This is a genomic window from Pseudoxanthomonas jiangsuensis (assembly GCF_010093185.1).
Classification (GTDB): domain Bacteria; phylum Pseudomonadota; class Gammaproteobacteria; order Xanthomonadales; family Xanthomonadaceae; genus Pseudoxanthomonas; species Pseudoxanthomonas jiangsuensis.
Genome location: NZ_PDWL01000017.1, coordinates 1 through 20,370, shown reverse-complemented (window position 1 = coordinate 20,370; position 20,370 = coordinate 1). Strand labels below are relative to the sequence as shown.

Annotated in this window: 17 protein-coding genes and 1 tRNA gene; 12 read left to right on the top strand and 6 right to left on the bottom strand. The window is 71.6% G+C overall.

The features are described 5' to 3' along the window. Positions 1-406 precede the first annotated feature (406 nt). Together acnD and prpF are read left to right on the top strand one after the other, a co-directional pair. Complete coding sequence (acnD, locus tag CSC62_RS11410; RefSeq protein WP_162406426.1) at positions 407-3,025, top strand: Fe/S-dependent 2-methylisocitrate dehydratase AcnD; 2,619 nt, start codon at positions 407-409, stop codon at positions 3,023-3,025. A gap of 1 nt (position 3,026) precedes the next feature. After that, on the top strand, positions 3,027-4,244 hold the full coding sequence (gene prpF / locus CSC62_RS11405) for a 2-methylaconitate cis-trans isomerase PrpF (protein WP_162406424.1): 1,218 nt from the start codon (positions 3,027-3,029) through the stop codon (positions 4,242-4,244). Between the two features lie 120 nt (positions 4,245-4,364). Here the strand turns inward: prpF and CSC62_RS11400 are convergent, their stop codons facing one another. Both CSC62_RS11400 and CSC62_RS11395 read right to left on the bottom strand, forming a co-directional pair. Continuing rightward, positions 4,365-5,270, bottom strand: a complete 906-nt coding sequence (locus CSC62_RS11400) for an NAD(P)/FAD-dependent oxidoreductase (protein WP_170298364.1) — start codon at positions 5,268-5,270, stop codon at positions 4,365-4,367. A 105-nt stretch (positions 5,271-5,375) separates the two neighbouring features. Beyond that, the gene (locus CSC62_RS11395) at positions 5,376-8,078 is read right to left on the bottom strand and encodes a bifunctional acetate--CoA ligase family protein/GNAT family N-acetyltransferase (protein ID WP_162406422.1); all 2,703 of its coding nucleotides are present in this window, start codon (positions 8,076-8,078) and stop codon (positions 5,376-5,378) included. 331 nt (positions 8,079-8,409) lie between these two features. Between CSC62_RS11395 and ccoN the strand changes: the two genes are divergently transcribed. The 10 genes from ccoN to CSC62_RS11345 all read left to right on the top strand — a co-directional run bounded on the left by ccoN (position 8,410) and on the right by CSC62_RS11345 (position 17,541). Then, positions 8,410-9,849: a cytochrome-c oxidase, cbb3-type subunit I gene (gene ccoN / locus CSC62_RS11390; RefSeq protein WP_162406420.1), complete on the top strand. Its 1,440-nt coding sequence runs from the start codon at positions 8,410-8,412 to the stop codon at positions 9,847-9,849. A gap of 15 nt (positions 9,850-9,864) precedes the next feature. Beyond that, positions 9,865-10,494 carry a cytochrome-c oxidase, cbb3-type subunit II gene (gene ccoO / locus CSC62_RS11385; protein ID WP_162406418.1) on the top strand — a complete coding sequence of 210 codons (630 nt, stop codon included), beginning with the start codon at positions 9,865-9,867 and terminating at the stop codon, positions 10,492-10,494. Next, entirely contained in the window at positions 10,491-10,637 is a 147-nt protein-coding gene (locus CSC62_RS11380; RefSeq protein WP_162406416.1) for a cbb3-type cytochrome oxidase subunit 3, read from the top strand. Before ccoO ends, CSC62_RS11380 begins: the two co-directional genes overlap by 4 nt. Beyond that, positions 10,634-11,572 (top strand): cytochrome-c oxidase, cbb3-type subunit III, encoded by a 939-nt coding sequence (ccoP, locus tag CSC62_RS11375; RefSeq protein ID WP_162406414.1) that lies wholly within the window; start codon positions 10,634-10,636, stop codon positions 11,570-11,572. The genes CSC62_RS11380 and ccoP overlap by 4 nt, the downstream gene beginning before the upstream one ends. Next, the gene (locus CSC62_RS11370) at positions 11,569-11,868 is read left to right on the top strand and encodes a hypothetical protein (protein WP_162406412.1); all 300 of its coding nucleotides are present in this window, start codon (positions 11,569-11,571) and stop codon (positions 11,866-11,868) included. Before ccoP ends, CSC62_RS11370 begins: the two co-directional genes overlap by 4 nt. A 192-nt stretch (positions 11,869-12,060) precedes the next feature. Continuing rightward, positions 12,061-13,605, top strand: a complete 1,545-nt coding sequence (locus CSC62_RS11365; RefSeq protein WP_162406410.1) for a 4Fe-4S dicluster domain-containing protein — start codon at positions 12,061-12,063, stop codon at positions 13,603-13,605. Next, a complete protein-coding gene (locus tag CSC62_RS11360) occupies positions 13,602-14,105 on the top strand; it encodes a FixH family protein (protein WP_162406408.1) in 504 nt (167 codons plus the stop codon). Before CSC62_RS11365 ends, CSC62_RS11360 begins: the two co-directional genes overlap by 4 nt. Positions 14,106-14,113: 8 nt before the next feature. Next, positions 14,114-16,555: a heavy metal translocating P-type ATPase gene (locus CSC62_RS11355; RefSeq protein ID WP_162406406.1), complete on the top strand. Its 2,442-nt coding sequence runs from the start codon at positions 14,114-14,116 to the stop codon at positions 16,553-16,555. Continuing rightward, complete coding sequence (gene ccoS / locus CSC62_RS11350; RefSeq protein WP_162406404.1) at positions 16,552-16,770, top strand: cbb3-type cytochrome oxidase assembly protein CcoS; 219 nt, start codon at positions 16,552-16,554, stop codon at positions 16,768-16,770. The genes CSC62_RS11355 and ccoS overlap by 4 nt, the downstream gene beginning before the upstream one ends. A gap of 48 nt (positions 16,771-16,818) precedes the next feature. Further along, positions 16,819-17,541, top strand: coding sequence for a sulfite exporter TauE/SafE family protein (locus tag CSC62_RS11345; protein WP_162406402.1), 723 nt, complete (start codon positions 16,819-16,821; stop codon positions 17,539-17,541). Between the two features lie 22 nt (positions 17,542-17,563). On the opposite strand, the gene CSC62_RS11340 is transcribed toward CSC62_RS11345, so the two are convergent. The 4 genes from CSC62_RS11340 to rplM all read right to left on the bottom strand — a co-directional run bounded on the left by CSC62_RS11340 (position 17,564) and on the right by rplM (position 19,769). Next, positions 17,564-18,601, bottom strand: coding sequence for a diguanylate cyclase (locus CSC62_RS11340; RefSeq protein ID WP_246194375.1), 1,038 nt, complete (start codon positions 18,599-18,601; stop codon positions 17,564-17,566). A gap of 140 nt (positions 18,602-18,741) precedes the next feature. After that, positions 18,742-18,816 (bottom strand) — tRNA-Gln (locus CSC62_RS11335). Positions 18,817-18,938: 122 nt separating this feature from the next. Beyond that, on the bottom strand, positions 18,939-19,331 hold the full coding sequence (gene rpsI, locus CSC62_RS11330; protein WP_024867475.1) for a 30S ribosomal protein S9: 393 nt from the start codon (positions 19,329-19,331) through the stop codon (positions 18,939-18,941). A 9-nt stretch (positions 19,332-19,340) separates the two neighbouring features. After that, positions 19,341-19,769 (bottom strand): 50S ribosomal protein L13, encoded by a 429-nt coding sequence (rplM, locus tag CSC62_RS11325; RefSeq protein ID WP_162406400.1) that lies wholly within the window; start codon positions 19,767-19,769, stop codon positions 19,341-19,343. Positions 19,770-20,370 lie beyond the last annotated feature (601 nt).

The window sequence follows — 20,370 nt, the reverse complement described above, 5'->3', positions numbered from 1 at the left end:
TAAGTCCTGCCAGGGTGGCGATGGCGAGCTGGCGGGCGAGGGTCTGGCTTTGTTCGGGGGAGAGGGTCATGCGGGCCCCGGTGCGAACGGAGGATGGGGCCAATGTGCCGCCTCCCGCGCCCAGGCCTCGTGAGCGGAACGCAAGCGCGCCGTGAATCCGCAGCGGCCTCTTCGGCTGCGGTTCATGCGCGTCGCCGGCGTTCGCGCCGTGCCGGGAATCGTTGATCGCCCGCATCAATGCATCAGGCATGGCCACCGCCGAATCGGCGCGATCGGCCGCCCACGCGCGCGGCGCCGCGACCGGGCGATCGTAGAATCGTGGCCGTCGTCCTCCCGCACCACGGCCCATGCGCGGCCTCCCGGCGGCCGCGACGGCCGCTCCCCACGCCAGCGCCCCACGCCCGCCATGAACAGCCAGCACCGCAAGTCCCTCCCCGGCACCTCTCTGGACTGGTTCGACGCCCGCGAGGCGGTCGATACGATCCGTCCCGGCGCGTACGCCACCCTGTCCTACACCGCGCGCGTGCACGCCGAGAATCTGGTGCGCTGCGCCGACCCGGCACGGCTCCCCGATTACCTGACCCAGCTGGTCGAGCGCCGCCGCGACCTGGATTTTCCCTGGTTCCCGGTGCGCGTGGTCTGCCACGACATCCTCGGCCAGACCGCGCTGGTGGACCTGGCCGGCCTGCGCGACGCCATCGCCGAGCAGGGTGGCGACCCGGCCCAGGTCAACCCGGTGGTGCCAGTGCAGCTGATCGTCGACCACTCGCTGGCGGTAGAATGCGGCGGCTACGACCCGGACGCGTTCGCCAAGAACCGCGCGATCGAGGATCGCCGCAACGCCGACCGCTTCGACTTCATCGAGTGGACCCGGCACGCCTTCCGCAACGTGGAGGTGATCCCGCCGGGCAACGGGATCATGCACCAGATCAACCTGGAGAAGATGTCGCCGGTGGTCTACACCCGCGACGGCGTGGCCTTCCCCGACACCTGCGTGGGCACCGACAGCCACACCCCGCACGTGGACGCTTTGGGCGTGATCGCGGTCGGCGTGGGCGGGCTCGAAGCTGAAAACGTGATGCTCGGCCGCGCCTCGTGGATGCGCCTGCCCGACATCACCGGGGTGCGGCTGTCCGGCCGGCCGCAGCCGGGGATCACCGCCACCGACGTGGTCCTGGCCCTGACCGAGTTCCTGCGCCGGGAGAAGGTGGTCGGCCACTACCTGGAATTCTTCGGCGAGGGCGCGGCGGCGCTGACGATCGGCGACCGCGCCACCATCTCCAACATGTGCCCGGAGTACGGCGCCACCGCCGCTTTGTTCTACATCGACGCCCAGACCCTGGACTACCTGCGCCTGACCGGGCGCGAGGACCGCCAGGTCGCCCTGGTCGAGACCTACGCCAGGGCCGCCGGCCTGTGGGCCGACGACCTGGCGCAGGCGCAGTACGAGCGGGTGCTGGAGTTCGACCTGTCCTCGGTGGTGCGGACCATGGCCGGCCCCTCCAACCCGCACCGCAAGCTGCCGACCGCGGCGCTGGCCGAGCGCGGGATCGCCGACGAGGCCAAGCTGGAAGCCGCGCGCGAAGAGGAAGCCCGCGGACTTTTGCCCGACGGCGCGGTGATCATCGCCGCGATCACCAGCTGCACCAACACCTCCAATCCGCGCAACGTGATCGCCGCCGCGCTGCTGGCGCGCAACGCCAATGCGCGCGGGCTCTCGCGCAAGCCGTGGGTAAAGACCTCGCTCGCCCCGGGTTCCAAGGCGGTGCAGCTGTACCTGGAGGAATCGGGACTTTTGCCGGACCTGGAGCGGCTGGGCTTCGGCATCGTCGCCTTCGCCTGCACCACCTGCAACGGCATGAGCGGCGCGCTGGACCCGGCGATCCAGCAGGAGATCGTCGAGCGCGACCTGTACGCCACCGCGGTGCTCAGCGGCAACCGCAACTTCGACGGGCGCATCCACCCCTACGCCAAGCAGGCGTTCCTCGCCTCGCCACCGCTGGTGATCGCCTACGCCATCGCCGGCACGGTGCGCTTCGACATCGAGAAGGACGTGCTCGGCCTGGACGCGGAAGGCAACGAGGTGCGGCTGAAGGACATCTGGCCCTCCGACGCGGAGATCGACGCGATCGTCAAGGCCAGCGTCCGGCCCGAGCAGTTCCGCAGGGTCTACGGCCCGATGTTCGACGTGCGCGCGGAGCACGGCGGGAAGGTCGAGCCGCTGTACGACTGGCGCCCGCAGAGCACCTACATCCGCCGCCCGCCCTACTGGGAAGGCGCGCTGGCCGGCGAGCGCAGACTGCGCGGGATGCGCCCGCTGGCGGTGCTGGGCGACAACATCACCACCGACCACCTCTCCCCGTCCAACGCGATCCTGCCCTCCAGCGCCGCCGGCGAATACCTGGCGAAGATGGGCGTGCCGGAGGAGGACTTCAATTCCTACGCCACCCACCGCGGCGACCACCTCACCGCGCAGCGCGCGACCTTCGCCAATCCCAAGCTGCTCAACGAGATGGTCCGCGACGAGGCCGGCCAGGTACGGCAGGGCTCGCTGGCGCGGCTGGAGCCGGAAGGCCGGGTGATGCGGATGTGGGAGGTGATCGAGGCCTACATGGACCGCCGCCAGCCGCTGGTGATCATCGCCGGCGCCGACTACGGCCAGGGCAGCTCGCGCGACTGGGCCGCCAAGGGCGTGCGCCTGGCCGGGGTCGAGGCGATCGTGGCCGAGGGCTTCGAGCGCATCCACCGCACCAACCTGATCGGCATGGGCGTGCTGCCGCTGGAGTTCAAGCCCGGCCAGGACCGCCGCACCTTCGGCATCGACGGCACCGAGACCTTCGACGTGGTCGGCACCCGCGCCCCGCGCGCGGACCTGACCTTGGTGATCCACCGCCGCGACGGCAGCTCGCAGGAGGTGCCGGTCACCTGCCGCCTGGACACCGCCGAAGAGGTCTCGATCTACGAGGCCGGCGGCGTGCTGCAGCGCTTCGCCCAGGATTTCCTCGAATCGAGCAAGGCGGCCTGACATGGCGCATCCGACCCGACCGCACGCGCCGCAGCTGCGCATCCCCGCTACCTACATGCGCGGCGGCACCTCCAAGGGCGTGTTCTTCCGCCTGGAGGACCTGCCGCCGGCCGCCCAGGCGCCCGGCCGGGCGCGCGACCGCCTGCTGCAAAGGGTGATCGGCTCGCCCGATCCCTACGGCAAGCAGACCGACGGCATGGGCGGGGCGACCTCCAGCACCAGCAAGTGCGTGATCCTGGCGCCCTCGACCCGGCCCGGCCACGACGTGGACTACCTCTACGGCCAGGTGGCGATCGAGCAGGACTTCGTCGACTGGTCGGGCAACTGCGGCAACCTGTCCACCGCCGCCGGCGCGTTCGCGCTCCACGCCGGCTACGTCGATCCGGCGCGGGTTCCGGCCGATGGCGTGTGCACCGTGCGCATCTGGCAGGCCAACATCGGCAAGACCATCCTCGCCCACGTGCCGGTGGCCGGCGGCCAGGTGCAGGAGGACGGCGGGTTCGAGCTGGACGGGGTGACCTTCCCGGCGGCGGAGATCGTGCTGGAGTTCCTCGACCCGGCCGACGAGGGCGAAGGCGGCGGCTCGCCCGCTCGCAACAGCATGTTCCCCACCGGTCACCTGGTCGACACGCTCGAGGTGCCCGGCATCGGCGCGCTGGAAGCGACCCTGATCACCGCCGGCATTCCCACCGTGTTCGTGGATGCGGGTGCGATCGGCTTCGATGGCACCGAGCTGCAGCCGGCGATCAACGGCGACCCGGCGGCGCTGGCGAAGCTGGAGGCGATCCGCGTCGCCGGCGCCCTGCGCATGGGCCTGATCCGTACTCCGGAGGAAGCGGCCACCCGCCAGCACACGCCGAAGGTGGCGTTCGTGGCGCCGCCGCGGGACTACGTGTCGTCCAGCGGCAAGCGTATCGCCGCCGGCGACATCGACCTGAACGTGCGCGCGATGTCGATGGGCAAGCTGCACCACGCGATGATGGGCACCGCCTCGGTGGCCATCGCCACCGCCGCCGCGGTGCCCGGCACCCTGGTCAACCGCGCCGCCGGCGGCGGCGCGCGCGAGGCGGTGCGCTTCGGCCATCCTTCCGGCACCCTGCGGGTCGGCGCCTCGGTGGCCCAGGCCGACGGCCAGTGGAGCGTGACCCGCGCGGTGATGAGCCGCAGCGCGCGGATCCTGATGGAAGGCCAGGTGCGGGTACCAGCGGACATCCTGTAGGAGCCGGTCTTGCCGGCGACCGCCATGGCGGGCGTCTTTGCGTGAACCGGCCGCCAGCGATGCGTCCGACTCCACGGTCGCCGGCGCTTCTCAACGGACGAATGTCCGGTCTCCCGGCTCCTACAACGGCGCGCGGGGCGCGAACGGCAGCTGGGCGTGCACGTGCAGCGCGGCCACCGCGGCCTGGCCCACCGCCACCGAGATCTGGTTCAGGCCGCTGACCACGTCGCCGACCGCGTACAGCCTGGGCACGCCGGTGGTCTGGTGGCTGCGGTCCACCGGGATCTCGCCGGTCGGCGTCAGCGCCACGCCCGCCTGCCGGGCCAGGTGCGCGCTGCTGTCGCAGCCCAGGAACGGATAGACCGTGTCGAACCAGAAGCAGTCGTCCCCCTCGACCAGGTAGCCGCAACGCCGCCCGTCGAACAGCAGCCGGCCGCCGGCGGGCAGGACCCGGACCTCCACGCCGTCCAGGTCGGGAGTCCCGCCGGCCGCATCGGTCGGCAGCAGCGACAGCCGCGCGCTGTAGCCGCGCAGGAAGCGGACGTGACCGACGAGAGTCCGCCACGGCCCGTAGATGCCGATGTCGCGGTCGCTGACTTCGTAGGCGTCGCAGACCGGGCACAGCCGCAGGGCGCCGCAGGCGATCGCCTCCTCGACATGCTCCATCGGCGGCAGGTGGTCGCTCAGGCCGGTGGCCAGGATCACCGCACGCGCGCGCCAAAGCGCGCCGTCCTCCGCCTGCAGCGAGAAGCCCTGCCCGTCGCGCTCAAGCGAGGTCACCGTGGCTTGGACGAAGCACGCGCCGAAGGACTCGGCCTGCTCGCGCAGCCGCGCCAGCAGATCATTGCCGGAAATGCCCTGGGGAAAGCCTGGGCAGTTGTTGCTCTCCGGGATCCAGCGCGCGCGACTGGCGCCGGCGTCCAGTACCCGCACCCGGCGGTGCAGCCGCCCCAGGTAGGTCGCCGCGGTCAGCCCGGCCGGGCCGGCGCCGACCACCAGCACGTCGTCGATCGGCTCGTCTTCCATCGCTTCACTGCCGTGTCGGAACACCCGGCACGATAGGCCAGCGGCGTGAACGCCATGCGCAGGCACCGGCCGGGGCGAGGCAGCGCCGGCGCGCGCGCCCGGTATCTAGGGCGCGGCGGCCACGTCCAGGGTCACGTTCATCACCGTGGGGTCCTCGCGGTCCAGGGCGATGCGGAAGCCCAGCTGCTGGCACATCGCCAGCATGGTCGCGTTCTCGCGCAGGACCTGGCCCTCGACCGTGCGCAGGCCGATGCTGCCGGCCCACTCGATCATGATCCGCATCAGCTGCCAGCCGATGCCGAAGCCCTTCAGGTCCGAGCGCACCAGGATCCCGTACTCACCACGCTCGTAGTTGGCGTCGGCCAGCAGCCGCACCGCGCCGAGCATCTGGCCGTCGTCCGGATCGATCGCCACCAAAGCGATCGAGCGGGCGTAGTCGAGCTGGGTCAGGCGGGCGATGAACTCGTGGCTGAAGTGCCGCACCGCCGAGAAGAAGCGCAGGCGCAGGTCCTCGTCGGTGACCTTGGCGAAGAAGCCGCGGAACATCTCCTCGTCCTCCGGCCGCACCGGGCGCACGAACATCCGCCGGCCGTGGGCCAGCTCGACCGTGCGCTCCCATTCCTTGGGATAGGGCCGGATCACGAAGCTCGTATGCCACGGGCCCTTCTGCGCCGGGCCGGGATGCGGGGCGATCGCCACCCGCGCGTCCACCGCGATCACCCCGTCGCGGTCGGCCAGCAAGGGGTTGATGTCCAGCTCGCGCACCTGCGGCACGTCGGCGGCCAGCTGCGCCAGCTTGACCAGCACCAGCGCCACCGCGCGCTCGTCGGCCGCCGGTACGTCGCGGTAGGCCTTGAGGATGCGCGAGACCCGGGTGCGCGAGATCAGGTCGTGGGCCAGGCGCAGGTCCAGCGGCGGCAGGGCCAGGGCCTTGTCGTCGATCACCTCCACCGCGGTGCCGCCGCGGCCGAACACGATCACCGGGCCGAAGGTGGCGTCATCGGCGATGCCGGCGATCAGCTCGCGGGCCTTCGCCTTGACGATCATCGGGTGCACGGTCACGCCCTCGATCCGCGCCTGCGGCCGCAGCTGGCGGGCGCGGTCGAGGATGCCGGCGGCGGCATCGCGCACCGCCGCCTCGCTGACCAGGTTCAGGCGCACGCCGTCCACGTCGGACTTGTGGACGATGTCCGGCGAAAGGATCTTCAGCGCCACCGGCGAGCCCTGGGCCAGCAGGGGCGCGGCCGCGGCGACCGCGGCCTCGGGATCGGCGGCCAGGGTCACCGGGGTGATCGGGATGCCGTAGGCCTGCAGCAGCGCGGTCACCTCCAGCGGGTCGAGCCACTGCCGGCCCGCGGCAAGGGCGCCGGCGACGACCGCCTGGGCGGCGGCGGCGTCGACCACGAAGTCCTCCGGCAGGCTGGGCGGGGTCTCCATCAGCGCCTGCTGGGCCTCGCGGTGGCGGACCAGGTAGGTATAGCCGCGGACCGCGCCGGCCTCGGTGGTGTAGGTCGGCACCCCGGCCGCCTCGAGCGACTTCAAGGCGTCGGCCTCGCGCCCCAGCCAGACCCCGAGCACCGGCTTGCCGGCACCCGGGCGCGGCTTCTGCGCCAGCACCCGGGTCACCGCGTCGGCGGCCTCGCTGGAGGAGGCCAGCGCGGTGGGCACGTTCATCACCAGCACCGCGTCGTTCTCATGGTCGGACAGCAGGGCTTCCAGCGCCGTCGCGTAGCGCGAGGCGTCGGCGTCGCCGACGATGTCCACCGGGTTGGAACGGGACCAGGTCGGCGGCAGCACCGCGTCCAGCCGGCGCACGGTCGCCTCGTCCAGCGCGGCCAGGGTGCCGCCCAGGTCGATCAGCCGGTCCACCGCCAGCACCCCGATGCCGCCGCCGTTGGTCAGGATCGCCAGCCGCCGCCCGGGCGCCTGGCGCAGGTGGCCCAGGGTCTTGGCCGCGGCGAACAGCTCGTCCAGGGCGTGCACCCGCAGCAGCCCGGCGCGGCGGAAGGCGGCGTCGTAGACCGCGTCCGAGCCGGCCAGGGCGCCGGTGTGGGTGGCCGCGGCCTTCGCGCCCTGGGCGTGGCGGCCGGACTTGACCACCACCACGGGCTTGGCGCGGGCGGCGGCGCGGGCGGCGGACATGAACTTGCGCGCGTCGCGGATCGACTCGACGTACAGCAGGATCGCCCGGGTCCTGGGATCCTGGGCGAACCAGTCCAGCAGGTCGCCGAAATCCACGTCCAGGGCGTCGCCCAGCGAGACCACGGCCGAGAACCCGATCGAGCGCGCCACGCCCCATTCCACCAGCCCGGCGGCGATCGCTCCGGACTGCGAGACCAGGGCCAGGTCGCCCTTCAGCGGCCCGCGCGCGCCGAAGCTGACGTTGAGCCCGGCGTGCGGCGCCATCACCCCCAGGCAGTTGGGCCCGACGATCCGCAGGCCGGCGGGCCGGGCGATCTCGCGCAGCTTCTCCAGCAGCGAGCCTGGCCCCTGCCCCAGCCCCGCGCTGACCACCACCGCCGCGCGCGCGCCCGCCGCCACCGCCTCGGCGATCACCCCGGGCACCGTCGCCGCCGGGGTGGTGACCACCACCAGTTCGGGCCGGAACGGCAGGTCGGCCAGCCGCGCCACCGCCGGGGTGCCTTCGATCTGGCGGTACTTGGGATTGACCAGGCCGACCGGGCCGGCGAACCCGGCCTCGCGCAGGTTGCGGACCACCGCCCGGCCGACCGAGCGCTCGCGCGGGCTGGCGCCGACCACCGCGACCGACTTGGGCCGGAAGACCGCTTCCAGGGCGTAGGTGCTCATCCCGATCCTCGTTTCCTTGCGCCTGGCGCCCACGATACAGCCCCGGCCGTGCAGGCCCCATCGCAACCGGCATCCTTGCCATGGGCGACGGCCCGGACAATCGGTCCAATGCCCACGCACCGGCCGTCGGCTTATGCTGGGCGCCAAGGACTTACCCAGCGTCGGCCGGCTCGCCCGGCCTCCAGGCGGTTCCTTGCCCGGTCAGCGGGGCATGGCGACGGCCAGTTTCAATGGGTAACCCGACGCCGTCCGACGCGCATTGATTCCGATCAATGCCCGGATCGCCCCACAGGGGGATGATCGCCCCCGTTCAGACTGAGGATCGGGCCGCATGCAAAGCGTGCAGGGGACATACAACGACAAGGTGGTGCGCCAGTTCGCGGTGATGACCGTGGTCTGGGGCATCGTGGGAATGGCCGTGGGCGTATTCATCGCCGCCCAGCTGTACTGGCCGGCATTGAACTTCGACCTGCCGTGGCTGAGCTACGGCCGGCTGCGGCCCCTGCACACCAACGCGGTGATCTTCGCCTTCGGCGGCAGCGCGCTGATGGCCACCAGCCTGCACGTGGTCCAGCGCACCTGCCACGTGCGCCTGATCTCGGACAAGCTGGCGGCCTTCGTGTTCTGGGGCTGGCAGGCGGTGATCGTCGCGGCGGCGATCACCCTGCCGCTGGGCCTGACCCAGGGCAAGGAATACGCCGAGCTGGAATGGCCGATCGACATCCTGATCGCGGCGGTCTGGGTGGCGTACGCGGTGCTGTACATCGGCACGATCGCCATTCGCCGGGTCAAGCACATCTACGTGGCCAACTGGTTCTACGCCGGCTTCATCCTGGCCATCGCCCTGCTGCACATCGTCAACAACATCGCCATCCCGGTGGGGCCGTTCAAGTCCTACCCGGTATACAGCGGCGCGGTCGACGCGATGGTGCAGTGGTGGTACGGCCACAACGCGGTCGGCTTCTTCCTGACCGCCGGCTTCCTCGGGATGATGTACTACTTCGTGCCCAAGCAGGCCGGCCGCCCGGTGTACTCCTACCGGCTGTCGATCGTGCACTTCTGGGCGCTGATCGCGGTGTACATGTGGGCTGGCCCGCACCACCTGCAGTACACCGCCCTGCCCGACTGGGCGCAGTCGCTGGGCATGGTGTTCTCGCTGATCCTGCTGGCCCCGTCCTGGGGCGGCGCGATCAACGGCGTGCTGACCCTGTCGGGCGTCTGGTACAAGCTGCGCACCGACCCGATCCTGAAGTTCCTGATCGTCGCTGTCTCGTTCTACATGATCGCCACCTTCGAGGGGCCGATGATGTCGATCAAGATGGTCAACTCGCTGTCGCACTACACCGACTGGACCGTGGGCCACGTCCACGCCGGCGCCCTGGGCTGGGTGGCGATGATCTCGATCGGCTCGATCTACGCCTTGCTGCCCAAGTTGCTGGGCCGCGAGCAGATGTACTCGGTCAAGGCGATCGACCTGCACTTCTGGATGCACACCCTGGGCGTGGTGTTCTACATCGCCTCGATGTGGATCGCGGGCGTGATGCAGGGCCTGATGTGGCGCGCCACCAACGACGACGGCACCCTGACCTACACCTTCGTCGAGGCGCTCCGGTTCACCTATCCGTACTACCTGATCCGCCTGGGCGGTGGCCTGCTGGTCCTGGGCGGCATGTTCGTGATGGCCTGGAACCTGGTGCGCACCTGGCGCACCGCCCCCGCCATCGAGCCGCAGCCGCTGCTGCCCGTCGACCCCTCCGAAGTGCGTGCCTGAGGAGGAAGGAATCCCATGAGCGAAAACCACAACCCCCACGAGAAGGTCGAGAAGAACGTCGGCCTGATGGCGGTGCTGATCGCGGTGGCCGTGTCGTTCGGCGGCCTGGCCGAGATCGTGCCGCTGATGTTCCAGGCCGAGGCGATCGAGCCGCTGGAGGGCGTCGAGCCCTACCCGGCCCTGCAGCTGGCCGGGCGCGACGTCTACGTGCGCGAGGGCTGCTACAACTGCCACTCGCAGATGGTCCGCACCCTGCGCTTCGAGACCGAGCGCTACGGCCACTACTCGCTGGCCGGCGAGTCGGTCTACGACCGCCCGTTCCAGTGGGGCAGCAAGCGCACCGGCCCGGACCTGGCCCGGGTCGGCGGCCGCTACTCGGACGACTGGCACCGGGTGCACCTGCACAACCCGCGCGACGTGGTGCCGGAGTCGAACATGCCCGGCTTCCCCTGGCTGAGCGACAACGAGGTCGACGGCGAGACGGTCGCGGCGCGGATGCGCGCGCTCAAGGCCCTGGGCGATCCCTACAGCGACGAGCAGATCGCCCAGGCCGCCGCCGACGTCGAGGGCAAGACCGAGATGGACGCGGTGGTCGCCTACCTGCAGGGACTGGGACGGCACGCGCCGCGGGGAGGCCAGCCATGATTTCCGGGATCGTCACCGCCGTGCTGATCGCGCTGTTCGTCGGCGGCTGGATCTGGGCCTGGAGCCCCAAGCGCAAGCGTGAATTCGAGGATGCGGCACGCCTGCCGCTGGAAGAAGAGGATCAGGGGGAGAACCGCGCATGAGCATGGGATGGACGTGGTACGTCATCTTCCTGGTCGCGCTGAACATCTTCGGCTGCGTGTGGCTGCTGTGGTGGACCGGGCGCCGCCGTCCGGGCGATCCGAAGCCCGAGGACACCCTGCACACCTGGGACGGCGACATCACCGAGTACAACAAACCTCTGCCGCGCTGGTGGATCAACCTGTTCTACATCACCATCGTCTTCAGCATCGGCTACATCTTCTGGTACGGCGGCCTGGGCAGCATCCCCGGCTACAGCGGCTGGACCTCCAAGCAGGAGCACGCCGAGGACAAGGCGGTCGAGGACGCCAAGCTCGAGCTCACCTTCAAGCCCTACGCCGGCCAGGCCATCGACGCGCTGGCGAAGGACCCGAAGGCGCTGGCCCTGGGCCGCTCGATCTTCGGCAACACCTGCGCCACCTGCCACGGCTCCTCCGGCCAGGGCGCGACCGGCTACCCGAACCTGACCGACGAGATCTGGCACTGGGGCGGCGCCCCCGAGCGGATCCTGGAGACGGTGCTGGACGGCCGCGAGGGCGTGATGCCGGAGTGGGGCACGGTCCTGACCGGCATGGGCGGCCCGCAGGCGGTGGACTACACGATCGCCTACGTGCGCACCCTGTCGGCGCCGGACACCCTGCAGAACAACTTCATGGCCGCCCAGGGCAAGAAGCTGTACGAGGGCGTGTGCGTGGCCTGCCACGGCATCGACGGCAAGGGCAATCCGGACATCGGCGCGCCCGACCTGACCGACGACTACTGGATGTACGGCAGCAGCCGCGAGAGCCTGCAGCGCACCATCGCCCAGGGCCGCCACGGCAGCATGCCCGCCCACCGCGAGCTGCTGGGCGAGACCCGCGCCCGCCTGGTCGCCGCCTACGTCTGGTCGCTGTCGCATAATGGGACCCAGTCCACTGCCCAGCCCGCCGCGAAGTGACCGATTTCAGCGAGCCACGCTTCGATCACCCGCCCCGTCCGCTCGCGCAGCGGATCGGGGCGATCGCCTGGCCCAGCTTCTTCGCCGCCGGCGTGGCGACGATGGTGTTCTTCGCCTTCGTCGACCCGCTGGCCCTGCGCGACCTGACCTTCCCCGAACTGCCGCTGTCCCGCGAGCTCGGCTACACGCTGGGCTTTTTCATGTTCTGGCTGGCGACCGCTTCCTCCAGCCTGTTCACCTGGATCCTGCTGCGCCCGTCCAGCCGCTTCAACCGCGCCCTGCCGCCGGAGAAGTGACCGCCCGCGCCGGCGCCCCCTGCGACAATTTGTCGCTTTCGCGCGCGCCGGATATGCGGACAATGGATGGCGCGGAGCACGATCCGCACGCCACGCCGGCGCGACCGGCGAAGCCGACGCCATGACCGCCATCCATCCGCCCTCCGCTTCCCTTCTTCCGCGCATGCGCGCGGCGTCGCCGGGGCGCCGGCCATGAGCAAGCAGATCCCGCTCGACGTCGTCGACGCCCAGGGCAATTCGTTCTACGTCAGCGAGCGCAAGGTCTATCCGCGCGACGTCTCCGGCCGCTACAACCGCCTGCGGGTGGCGGCGGTGGTGTGGCTGCTGGGCATGTTCTACCTGTTCCCGTGGCTGCCGTGGGACGGCCGCCAGGCGGTGCTGTTCGACCTGCCGGCGCGCAAGTTCTACGTGTTCGGGCTGGTGTTCTGGCCGCAGGACTTCCTGTTCCTGGCCTTGCTGCTGATCATCGCGGCGATGGCGCTGTTCTTCTTCACCGCGCTGGCCGGGCGGCTGTGGTGCGGCTACGCCTGCCCGCAGACGGTGTGGACCGAGGTGTTCCTGTGGATGGAGCGCTGGACCGAGGGCGACCGGCCGAAGCGGATGAAGCTCGACGCCGGCCCGTGGAACCGCGACAAGCTCCTGCGCAAGGGCTCCAAGCACGCTTTGTGGCTGGCGTTCGCGCTGTGGACGGGCTTCACCTTCGTCGGCTTCTTCACTCCGATCAAGGACTTGGGCGCGCGTCTGTGGCCGTTCGCCTGGGGCGGCTGGGAGACGTTCTGGGTGCTGTTCTACGCCCTGGCCACCTGGGGCAATGCCGGCTTCCTGCGCGAGCAGGTGTGCAAGTACATGTGCCCGTACGCGCGCTTCCAGAGCGCGATGTTCGACCGCAACACCCTGCTGATCGCCTACGACCCGATGCGCGGCGAACCGCGCGGCCCGCGCAAGCGCGGCCTGGGCAGCGTGCTCGAGCGCGCCCGCGGCCTGCTCGACCCGCGGACCGCCTACGACTACGTGTTCCGCGCCAGCGCCCATCCCACCGCCGCCGACAACCGGCTGCAGGCGCACGGCACCATCGCCCTGGCCGGCGCCGGCGCCGTGGCCGAGCCGCTGCCGAAGTTCGGCTACGACGAGCTGGGCGACTGCATCGACTGCACCATCTGCGTCCAGGTCTGCCCGACCGGCATCGACATCCGCAACGGTCTGCAGTACGAGTGCATCGCCTGCGGCGCCTGCATCGACGCCTGCGACGAGGTGATGGACAAGATGGGCTACCCGCGCGGGCTGATCCGCTACGCCACCCAGAACACGATCGACGGCAAGTCGACCAAGGTTTGGCGCCCCCGCATCCTGGTCTACGGCCTGCTGCTACTCGGCCTGTGCGGCGCCTGGGCCTGGGGCGTGACCCACCGCAGCGAGCTGATCGCCGAGGTCCTGCGCGACCGCAACGCGCTGTACCGGCAGGCGGCCGACGGCAGCGTCGAGAACGACTACACCCTCAAGCTGATCAACAAGAGCCAGCAGACCCGGCGCTACCGGATCGGCCTGGAAGGCGAAGGCCTGCGCCTGGCCGGCCCGACCCTGGTCGAAGCCGGGCCGGAAGAGGTGCTGCCGGTGGCCCTGAGCGTGGCCGCCGACGCGGGCGTCAGCGGCCGCCGCGAGCTGAAGTTCGTGGTCGAACGCGAGGACGGCCATGAAAAGCGCATCATCGAAAGCAGCTTCTTCGGACCGGTGCAATGAACGAACCCAAGAAATCCCCCTGGGGCATCCCCGTGTTCTGGCTGGTGATCGGCCTGCCCCTGCTGTCGATCGTGGCCGGCGTCGGCCTGGTGGTGATCGCGGTGCGCTCCGGCGGCGCCGACACCGTCTCCGACCCGGTCCGGCGGGTGTCGCAGATCCAGACCGCCGACCTCGGCCCGGACGCCGCGGCGCGCAAGCTGGGCCTGAGCGCGGTGTTGCGGGTGGAGGACGGCATCGTCGAGGTGCTGCCGGCCACCGGCAGCTTCGCCCACGACGCGCCGCTGCATCTGGTGCTGGAGCATCCCACCCGCCAGGCCGACGACGTGCGCCTGGAACTGGCCCCGCAAGGCCCGGGCTGGCGCGCCGCCCAGGCGATCGACGCCGACCACGACTGGGTGGTGCAGCTGCGCGCCGCCGACGGCCACTGGCGCCTGCAGGGCCGGCTGCCGAAGCAGCAGCACGCCGCACGCCTGGCGCCCTCGCTCGGCGAGGGCCACTGAGCGCCGCCGTGGCCGCCGACCTGGCCCTGCAGTCCACCGCGATCGCGGCCACCGGCAGCTGCCACCACTGCGGCGAGACGCTGCCCGCGCGTCCCAGCGTCGTGCAGCTGGACGGCAAGGCCCGTGCCTTCTGCTGCCAGGGCTGCGCCGCGGCGGCCGAATGGATCGCCCAGTCCGACCTGGACGGCTACTACCGCCTGCGCAGCGCCGGCGCGGGCCAGGGCGGGGCCATCCGCGTCGGCGAGGACCTGCCCGACCTGGCGGTGTGGGACCGCGCCGACGTCCAGGCCGAGCACAGCCGCGAGGTGGCCGGCGGCCGCGAGATCACCCTGCTCACCGACGGCATGCGCTGCGCCGCCTGCGCCTGGCTGATCGACCGCGCCCTGGCGCGCGAGCCGGGCGTGCTCGACTGCGGCGCCAACGCGGTCACCGGCCGCATCCGGATCGCGTGGGACCCGGCGCGCACCGCGCTTTCGATGCCCCTGCGGCGGCTGGCCATGCTCGGCTACCGGCCCTACCTGGCCGGCAGCGAGGCGGCCGAGCGCGAACGCACCCGCGAGCGCCGGCGCTGGCTTTTGCGCCTGGGCATCGCCGGCCTGGGCACCCTGCAGGCGATGATGCTGGCCGAGGCGCTGTACCTGGATTTCGACAGCACCATGCCAGTGCCCACCCGCGACTTCTTCCGCTGGCTGACCTTCCTGCTGTGCACGCCGGTGGTGTTCTATTCCGGCGCGCCGTTCCTGCAGGGCGCGATGCGCGAGCTGCGTCAGCGCCGCTTGGGCATGGACGTGCTGATCGCCGGCTCGACCCTGCTGGCCTACCTGGCCAGCCTGGTGGAGACGATCCGCGGCGGCCCGCACGTGTGGTACGACGCGGCGGTGATGTTCGTGTTCCTGTTGCTGGCCGCGCGCATGCTCGAGCAGCGCGCGCGCAGCGTGGCCAGCGCCCAGGTCGACGCGCTGGCCCGCGCCCGCCCGGCGTTCGCCACCCGCGAGCGCGACGGCGGCCGCGAGACCGTGCCCCTGGCCCTGCTCGCCGCCGGCGACGTGGCCTGCGTGGCCGCCGGCGAGGCGGTGCCCGCCGACGGCGTGCTGCTCGGCGACGACGCCACCGAAGCCTGGTTCGAGGAAGCCCTGCTCACCGGCGAATCGGCGCCAGTACGCAAGACCGCGGGCGAGCCGGTCTACGCCGGCACCGTCTGCCGCGAGCGGCCTGCGCGGCTGCAGGTGACCTGCACCGGCACCGCCACCCGGCTGTCGCAGCTGGCACGGCTGGTGGAACAGGCGCAGGCGCACCGGCCTTCGCTGGCGCGACTGGCCGACCGGATCGGCAGCCGCTTCGTGCTCGCCCTGCTGCCGGTGGCCCTGCTGGTGTTCGCCGGCTGGTGGCAGTTCCAGCCCGCGCGCGCGCTGGAAGTGACCCTGGCTCTGCTGGTGATCAGCTGCCCCTGCGCCCTGTCGCTGTCGGTGCCGGCGGCGCTGGCGGCCGCGCATGGCGCGCTGGCGCGGGTCGGCCTGCTGGCCCTGCGCCCGGATGCGCTGGACACCCTGGCGCGCGCCACTGACATCGTGTTCGACAAGACCGGCACCCTCAGCGACGGCCGTCCGGCGCTGGCCGGGGTGGCCGTGCTGGATGCGACCCTCGATGCCGCCGGTGCGCTGAGGATCGCCGCCGCGCTGGAACGTGACAGCGGCCATCCGCTGGCGGCCGCCTTCGCCGGAAAGGACGCGGAGACGCTGCGGGCGACCGCGGTGGAAGCGGTGCCCGGACGCGGCGTGCAGGGCGTTGTCGAAGGCCGCCGCTGGCGCCTGGGCCGGGCCGATTTCGCCGCCGCCGGCCAGGACGACGGCGCCCTGTGGCTGGGCGACGGCGCGCGCGCCTGCGCCCGCTTCGTGCTCGAGGAACGCGCCCGCGGCGATGCCGCCGCAGCCCTGGCCGCGCTGCGCGCGCAGGGCCTGCGCCTGCACCTGGCCAGCGGCGACGGCGAGGCCGCGGTCGCGCGCATGGCCGCCGCGCTGGGCCTGGACGAAGTGCACGCGCGGCAGTCGCCGGAGGACAAGCTGGCCCTGGTGCGCCGGCTGCAGGCCGAAGGCCGGATCGTGGCCATGGTCGGCGACGGCCTCAACGACGCCCCGGTGCTGGCCGGCGCCGACGTCTCCATCGCCATGGGCGAAGGCGCCTCGCTGGCCCATCGCGCCGCCGACCTGGTCACCACCGGCAGCGGCCTGGTGCGCATTCCCGCCGCGGTCGCGCTGGCCCGCGGCACCCAGCGGATCATCCGCCAGAACCTGGCCTGGGCCGCCGGCTACAACCTGCTGGCCCTGCCGCTGGCCGCCGCCGGCCTGGTCACGCCGTGGCTGGCGGCGCTGGGCATGGCCCTGTCCTCGCTGGCGGTGACCCTCAACGCGCTGCGGCTGTCGCGGGTCGCGGCAGCGGAGGAGGCGCGATGAGCATCCTGCTGATGCTGATCCCGATCAGCCTGGTGCTGCTGGGCCTGGCGGTCGCCGCCTTCGTCTGGGCGGTCAAGCGCGGCCAGTTCGACGACCTCGACACGCCCGCCCTGGACATCCTCGAGGACAACGACCGCCCGGCCCCGCGCCATCCGGCGGTGGCCTCGCCCGCCGACGACGCGGCCGCCACTCCCCCGGGCGACCGGCCCGAATGAGCGCACCGTCGCCGGCCATGTCCACCCGGACCCGCCACGGCCGCTGAGATGCCGTTCGACCTGCCCACCGTGCTCGCCGCCCTGGTCGCCGGACTGCTCGGCGGCCTGCATTGCGCGGTGATGTGCGGCGGCATCGCCACCGGCCTGCATGCGATGGCCCCGGGCGCGCCGCTGGCGGTGGCCTGGCAGGCCAACCTCGGCCGGATCGGCGGCTACGTGCTGGCCGGCGCGCTGGCCGGCGGCCTCGGCGGTGGGGTGCTGCGGCTGCTGCGGATCGATGCCCTGGCCCTGGGCCTGCGCATGGCCGCCGGGCTGGCGCTGGTGCTGGTGGCCCTGCGCCTGCTCGATCGCGGCGGCCGCCTCGACTTCCTCGCCCGGCCCGGGGTGCAGGCCTGGCGCCGGCTGCAGCCCCTGCGCCGGCATCTTTTGCCGGCCGACCGCGCCTGGCGGCGCGTCGCGCTGGGCGCTTTGTGGGGCTGGATGCCCTGCGGCCTGAGCCTGGGCCTGCTGACCGTGGCCTGGCTGCAGGCCAGCGCCGGCGGCGGCGCGGCGGTGATGGCCGCGTTCGGCCTCGGCACCCTGCCGGTGATGCTGCCGCTGACCTGGTCCGGCGCCCGCGTCGGCCGCTGGCTGCAGCGCCCGCGCCTGCGCACGGCGATGGCCTGCTTCGTCCTCGGCGCCGGCCTGCTGACCATCGCCGCGCCCTGGCTGATGCAGGTGCCGGCCCTGCATGGGCCGCTGGCGGCGCTGGGCTGCCTTCCCGCGGGGTGATCGCCGGGCCGCTCGAACCGGCTCACTCCCGCACGCAGTTGCGGCCGGCGGCCTTGGCCCGGTACAGCGCCGCATCGGCGGCCTCGGCCCAGTCCTCGATGGCGTGCATCCGTGGCGTCAGCTCGGCCATGCCGATGCTCAGGGTCACCGTCTGGTCCTGGACCCTCACCCGCTGGGCTACGCGCTCGCGCAGGCGCTCGGCCACTTCCAGCGCGGCCTCGCGCCCGGCGCCGACCAGCAGCACCCCGAACTCGTCGCCGCCGTAGCGGCCGGCCACGTCCTGGCCGCGCAGGCCGCCCTGCAGCAGCAGGGCCACCTCGCCGATCACCCGGTCGCCGGCCAGGTGGCCATGACCGTCGTTGATCTGCTTGAACGCGTCGATGTCGATCATCAGCAGCGAGGACATCTCGCCGTGGCGATGGAAGCGCTTGAGCGCCACCGCCGCCATCGCCAGCAGCTGGCGGCGGTTGGCCAGGCCGGTGGCGGCGTCGATCCGGCTGGATTTCTGCAGCACCCGGTTGCGGGCGTGCACCCGGTCGGAGAACACCCGCGCCGAAATGCCCACCGCCAGCAGGTACAGCACCAGGAACGGCATGCACCACAGCATCGTGGCGAACTGGGTCCTGGGCTCGAACGCGAATCCGTTCAACGCGGCGGTCACCAGCGCGACCCCGATCATCGCCAGCATCGAGTTGCGCGCCAGGACCCAGCCGCCGGCCACGGTGCGGTCCATGGCCATCACCGCGGCCAGCATCACCGCCGGCAGCAGGTCGAAGCGCGCGATCGCGATCCAGAACCCGGCCAGGCCGGCGTCCAGGGTCAGGTTGCGGAACTCGGTGCGGACCGGATCGGTGCTGGCCGCGGCCAGGCGCCAGGCCAGCAGCGGCCAGCCCAGCGCGGTGAACGCCAGCAGCGGCCACCACGACTGCAGCGCTCCGTGCCCATGCAAGGCCGCGCCCAGGCCGAGCGCGCCGGTGGTCGAGCCGAGCAGGCGCATGCCGCCGATGTAGTGGACGAAGCGGGACCCGCGCGTGTCGGAGCGGGAAGCGGAATACGGCATGGGCAGGCAGCCGTCCTGGGCATCGCGGGCGATGCGGCAGCGTACTACCGGGCGGCGTGAAGGACGCTCGCACGCGCGGCGTGGCCGTGGGTGCCGGAAACGCGAAAGCCCGGCCTTGCGGCCGGGCTTTCGCTGGAAGATGGCAGCCCCGGAAGGATTCGAACCTCCGAATGCCTGAGTCAGAGTCAGGTGCCTTACCGCTTGGCGACGGGGCTGTAGGCAGGGCGGGATTATAGCCCTGCGACCCGGCGAATGCACACCGGGGATGAAGGAAACGGAACCACCGGTTCCGCTTCCTCCAGGCCGCCTCCGCGAGGGAAGCGGCCCACCAGACGCATCAGCGCTTGGAGAACTGGGTGGCGCGACGGGCCTTGTGCAGGCCGACCTTCTTGCGCTCGACCTCGCGGGCGTCGCGGGTCATGAAGCCGGCCTTGCGCAGGTCGCTCTTCAGCGATTCGTCGTACTCGACCAGGGCGCGGGCGATGCCCAGGCGGATCGCACCGGCCTGGCCGGTGGTGCCGCCGCCGGTGGCGGTGACGACGACGTCGAACTTGTCGGTGCTCTGGGTCAGTTCGAGCGGCTGGCGCACGATCATGCGCGCGGTCTCGCGGCCGAAGAACTCGTCCAGCGGACGGCCGTTGACGGTGATGTTGCCGCTGCCCTTGCGCAGGAACACGCGGGCGGTGGAGGACTTGCGACGGCCGGTGCCGTAGTTCTGAGTGGTAGCCATCGTTGTGCCTTAGATGTCCAGCGGCTGCGGCTGCTGCGCCGCGTGCGGGTGGGCGGAACCGGAATAGACCTTGAGCTTGCGGTACATCGCACGGCCCAGCGGGCCCTTCGGCAGCATGCCCTTCACGGCGATCTCGAGCACGCGCTCCGGGTGGCGCTCCAGCGCCTGGGCCAGGGTCTCGCTCTTGAGGTTGCCGATGTAGCCGGTGAAGCGGTGGTACATCTTGTCCTGCAGCTTCTTGCCGGTGACCGCGATCTTCTCGGCGTTGATCACGACGAGGTAGTCGCCGGTATCGACGTGCGGGGTGTAGACGGGCTTGTGCTTGCCGCGGAGGCGGTGGGCAAGTTCGGCGGCCAGGCGGCCGAGGGTCTTGCCGGAGGCGTCGACGAGGTACCAGTCGCGCTGGACGGTCTCGGACTTGGCGATGAAAGTCTTCATGGGAACTCGAAGGTTGGTCGGGCGGATTCCGGGGCCGGATTGCCCGGTCGGAACTTTGCCACGCGTTGTGAAGGGTGCCGCAAAGAAGCGGAATGATAGCCCGGGGCCGGGGCCTCGTGCAACCGGCCCTCTTCCCCGGGCTTACGTTGTCCCGGCGGATGCCGGGACCTAGCGACTTTGGGGGTGGGTAAAGCATGGCCGCGGCGCCGCGGCACGATGCCTGCCGCCGCTCATGTCCCCCGGCTCCGGCCTGCGGCCGAAGCCTCCTCCTTTACTTCCCGTCGGCAGGCATCGCACCGCGACGCTTCCAGCCTGGCTGCCCATCCGGACGGAAAGCGGCACGGCCCGATCGCTGGAAGTGGGCCGGCTCTGGTCTTGTTTGGCAAACCGTGCCCGCCGGTCGACAATCTGGGGACTGCCGTACCCCGTGCCCCCCCCCCGGAACCCCCATCCCCCCCCCCGCCCGCCGCCTCTCCCCCCCCGCCTTGCCCTTCCTACCATTCTCCGGGCCCCCACAACGGGCACACGTATCTGTTACCGGCTTCTGCTTATAAAAACAACACAACCGCAACCAGTAAGCATACCTGGGAATCTAAATCCA

What these genes read in the sequence shown, in the direction of transcription:
- CSC62_RS11400 (WP_170298364.1), bottom strand. Translation starts at nt 5,270, where the DNA reads ATGGAAGACGAGCCGATCGACGACGTGCTGGTGGTCGGCGCCGGCCCG.
- CSC62_RS11395 (WP_162406422.1), bottom strand. Translation starts at nt 8,078, where the DNA reads ATGAGCACCTACGCCCTGGAAGCGGTCTTCCGGCCCAAGTCGGTCGCG.
- ccoS (WP_162406404.1), top strand. Translation starts at nt 16,552, where the DNA reads ATGAGCATCCTGCTGATGCTGATCCCGATCAGCCTGGTGCTGCTGGGC.
- ccoN (WP_162406420.1), top strand. Translation starts at nt 8,410, where the DNA reads ATGCAAAGCGTGCAGGGGACATACAACGACAAGGTGGTGCGCCAGTTC.
- CSC62_RS11340 (WP_246194375.1), bottom strand. Translation starts at nt 18,601, where the DNA reads ATGCCGTATTCCGCTTCCCGCTCCGACACGCGCGGGTCCCGCTTCGTC.
- CSC62_RS11365 (WP_162406410.1), top strand. Translation starts at nt 12,061, where the DNA reads ATGAGCAAGCAGATCCCGCTCGACGTCGTCGACGCCCAGGGCAATTCG.
- prpF (WP_162406424.1), top strand. Translation starts at nt 3,027, where the DNA reads ATGGCGCATCCGACCCGACCGCACGCGCCGCAGCTGCGCATCCCCGCT.
- rpsI (WP_024867475.1), bottom strand. Translation starts at nt 19,331, where the DNA reads ATGGCTACCACTCAGAACTACGGCACCGGCCGTCGCAAGTCCTCCACC.
- CSC62_RS11360 (WP_162406408.1), top strand. Translation starts at nt 13,602, where the DNA reads ATGAACGAACCCAAGAAATCCCCCTGGGGCATCCCCGTGTTCTGGCTG.
- ccoO (WP_162406418.1), top strand. Translation starts at nt 9,865, where the DNA reads ATGAGCGAAAACCACAACCCCCACGAGAAGGTCGAGAAGAACGTCGGC.
- acnD (WP_162406426.1), top strand. Translation starts at nt 407, where the DNA reads ATGAACAGCCAGCACCGCAAGTCCCTCCCCGGCACCTCTCTGGACTGG.
- CSC62_RS11345 (WP_162406402.1), top strand. Translation starts at nt 16,819, where the DNA reads ATGCCGTTCGACCTGCCCACCGTGCTCGCCGCCCTGGTCGCCGGACTG.
- ccoP (WP_162406414.1), top strand. Translation starts at nt 10,634, where the DNA reads ATGAGCATGGGATGGACGTGGTACGTCATCTTCCTGGTCGCGCTGAAC.
- CSC62_RS11380 (WP_162406416.1), top strand. Translation starts at nt 10,491, where the DNA reads ATGATTTCCGGGATCGTCACCGCCGTGCTGATCGCGCTGTTCGTCGGC.
- rplM (WP_162406400.1), bottom strand. Translation starts at nt 19,769, where the DNA reads ATGAAGACTTTCATCGCCAAGTCCGAGACCGTCCAGCGCGACTGGTAC.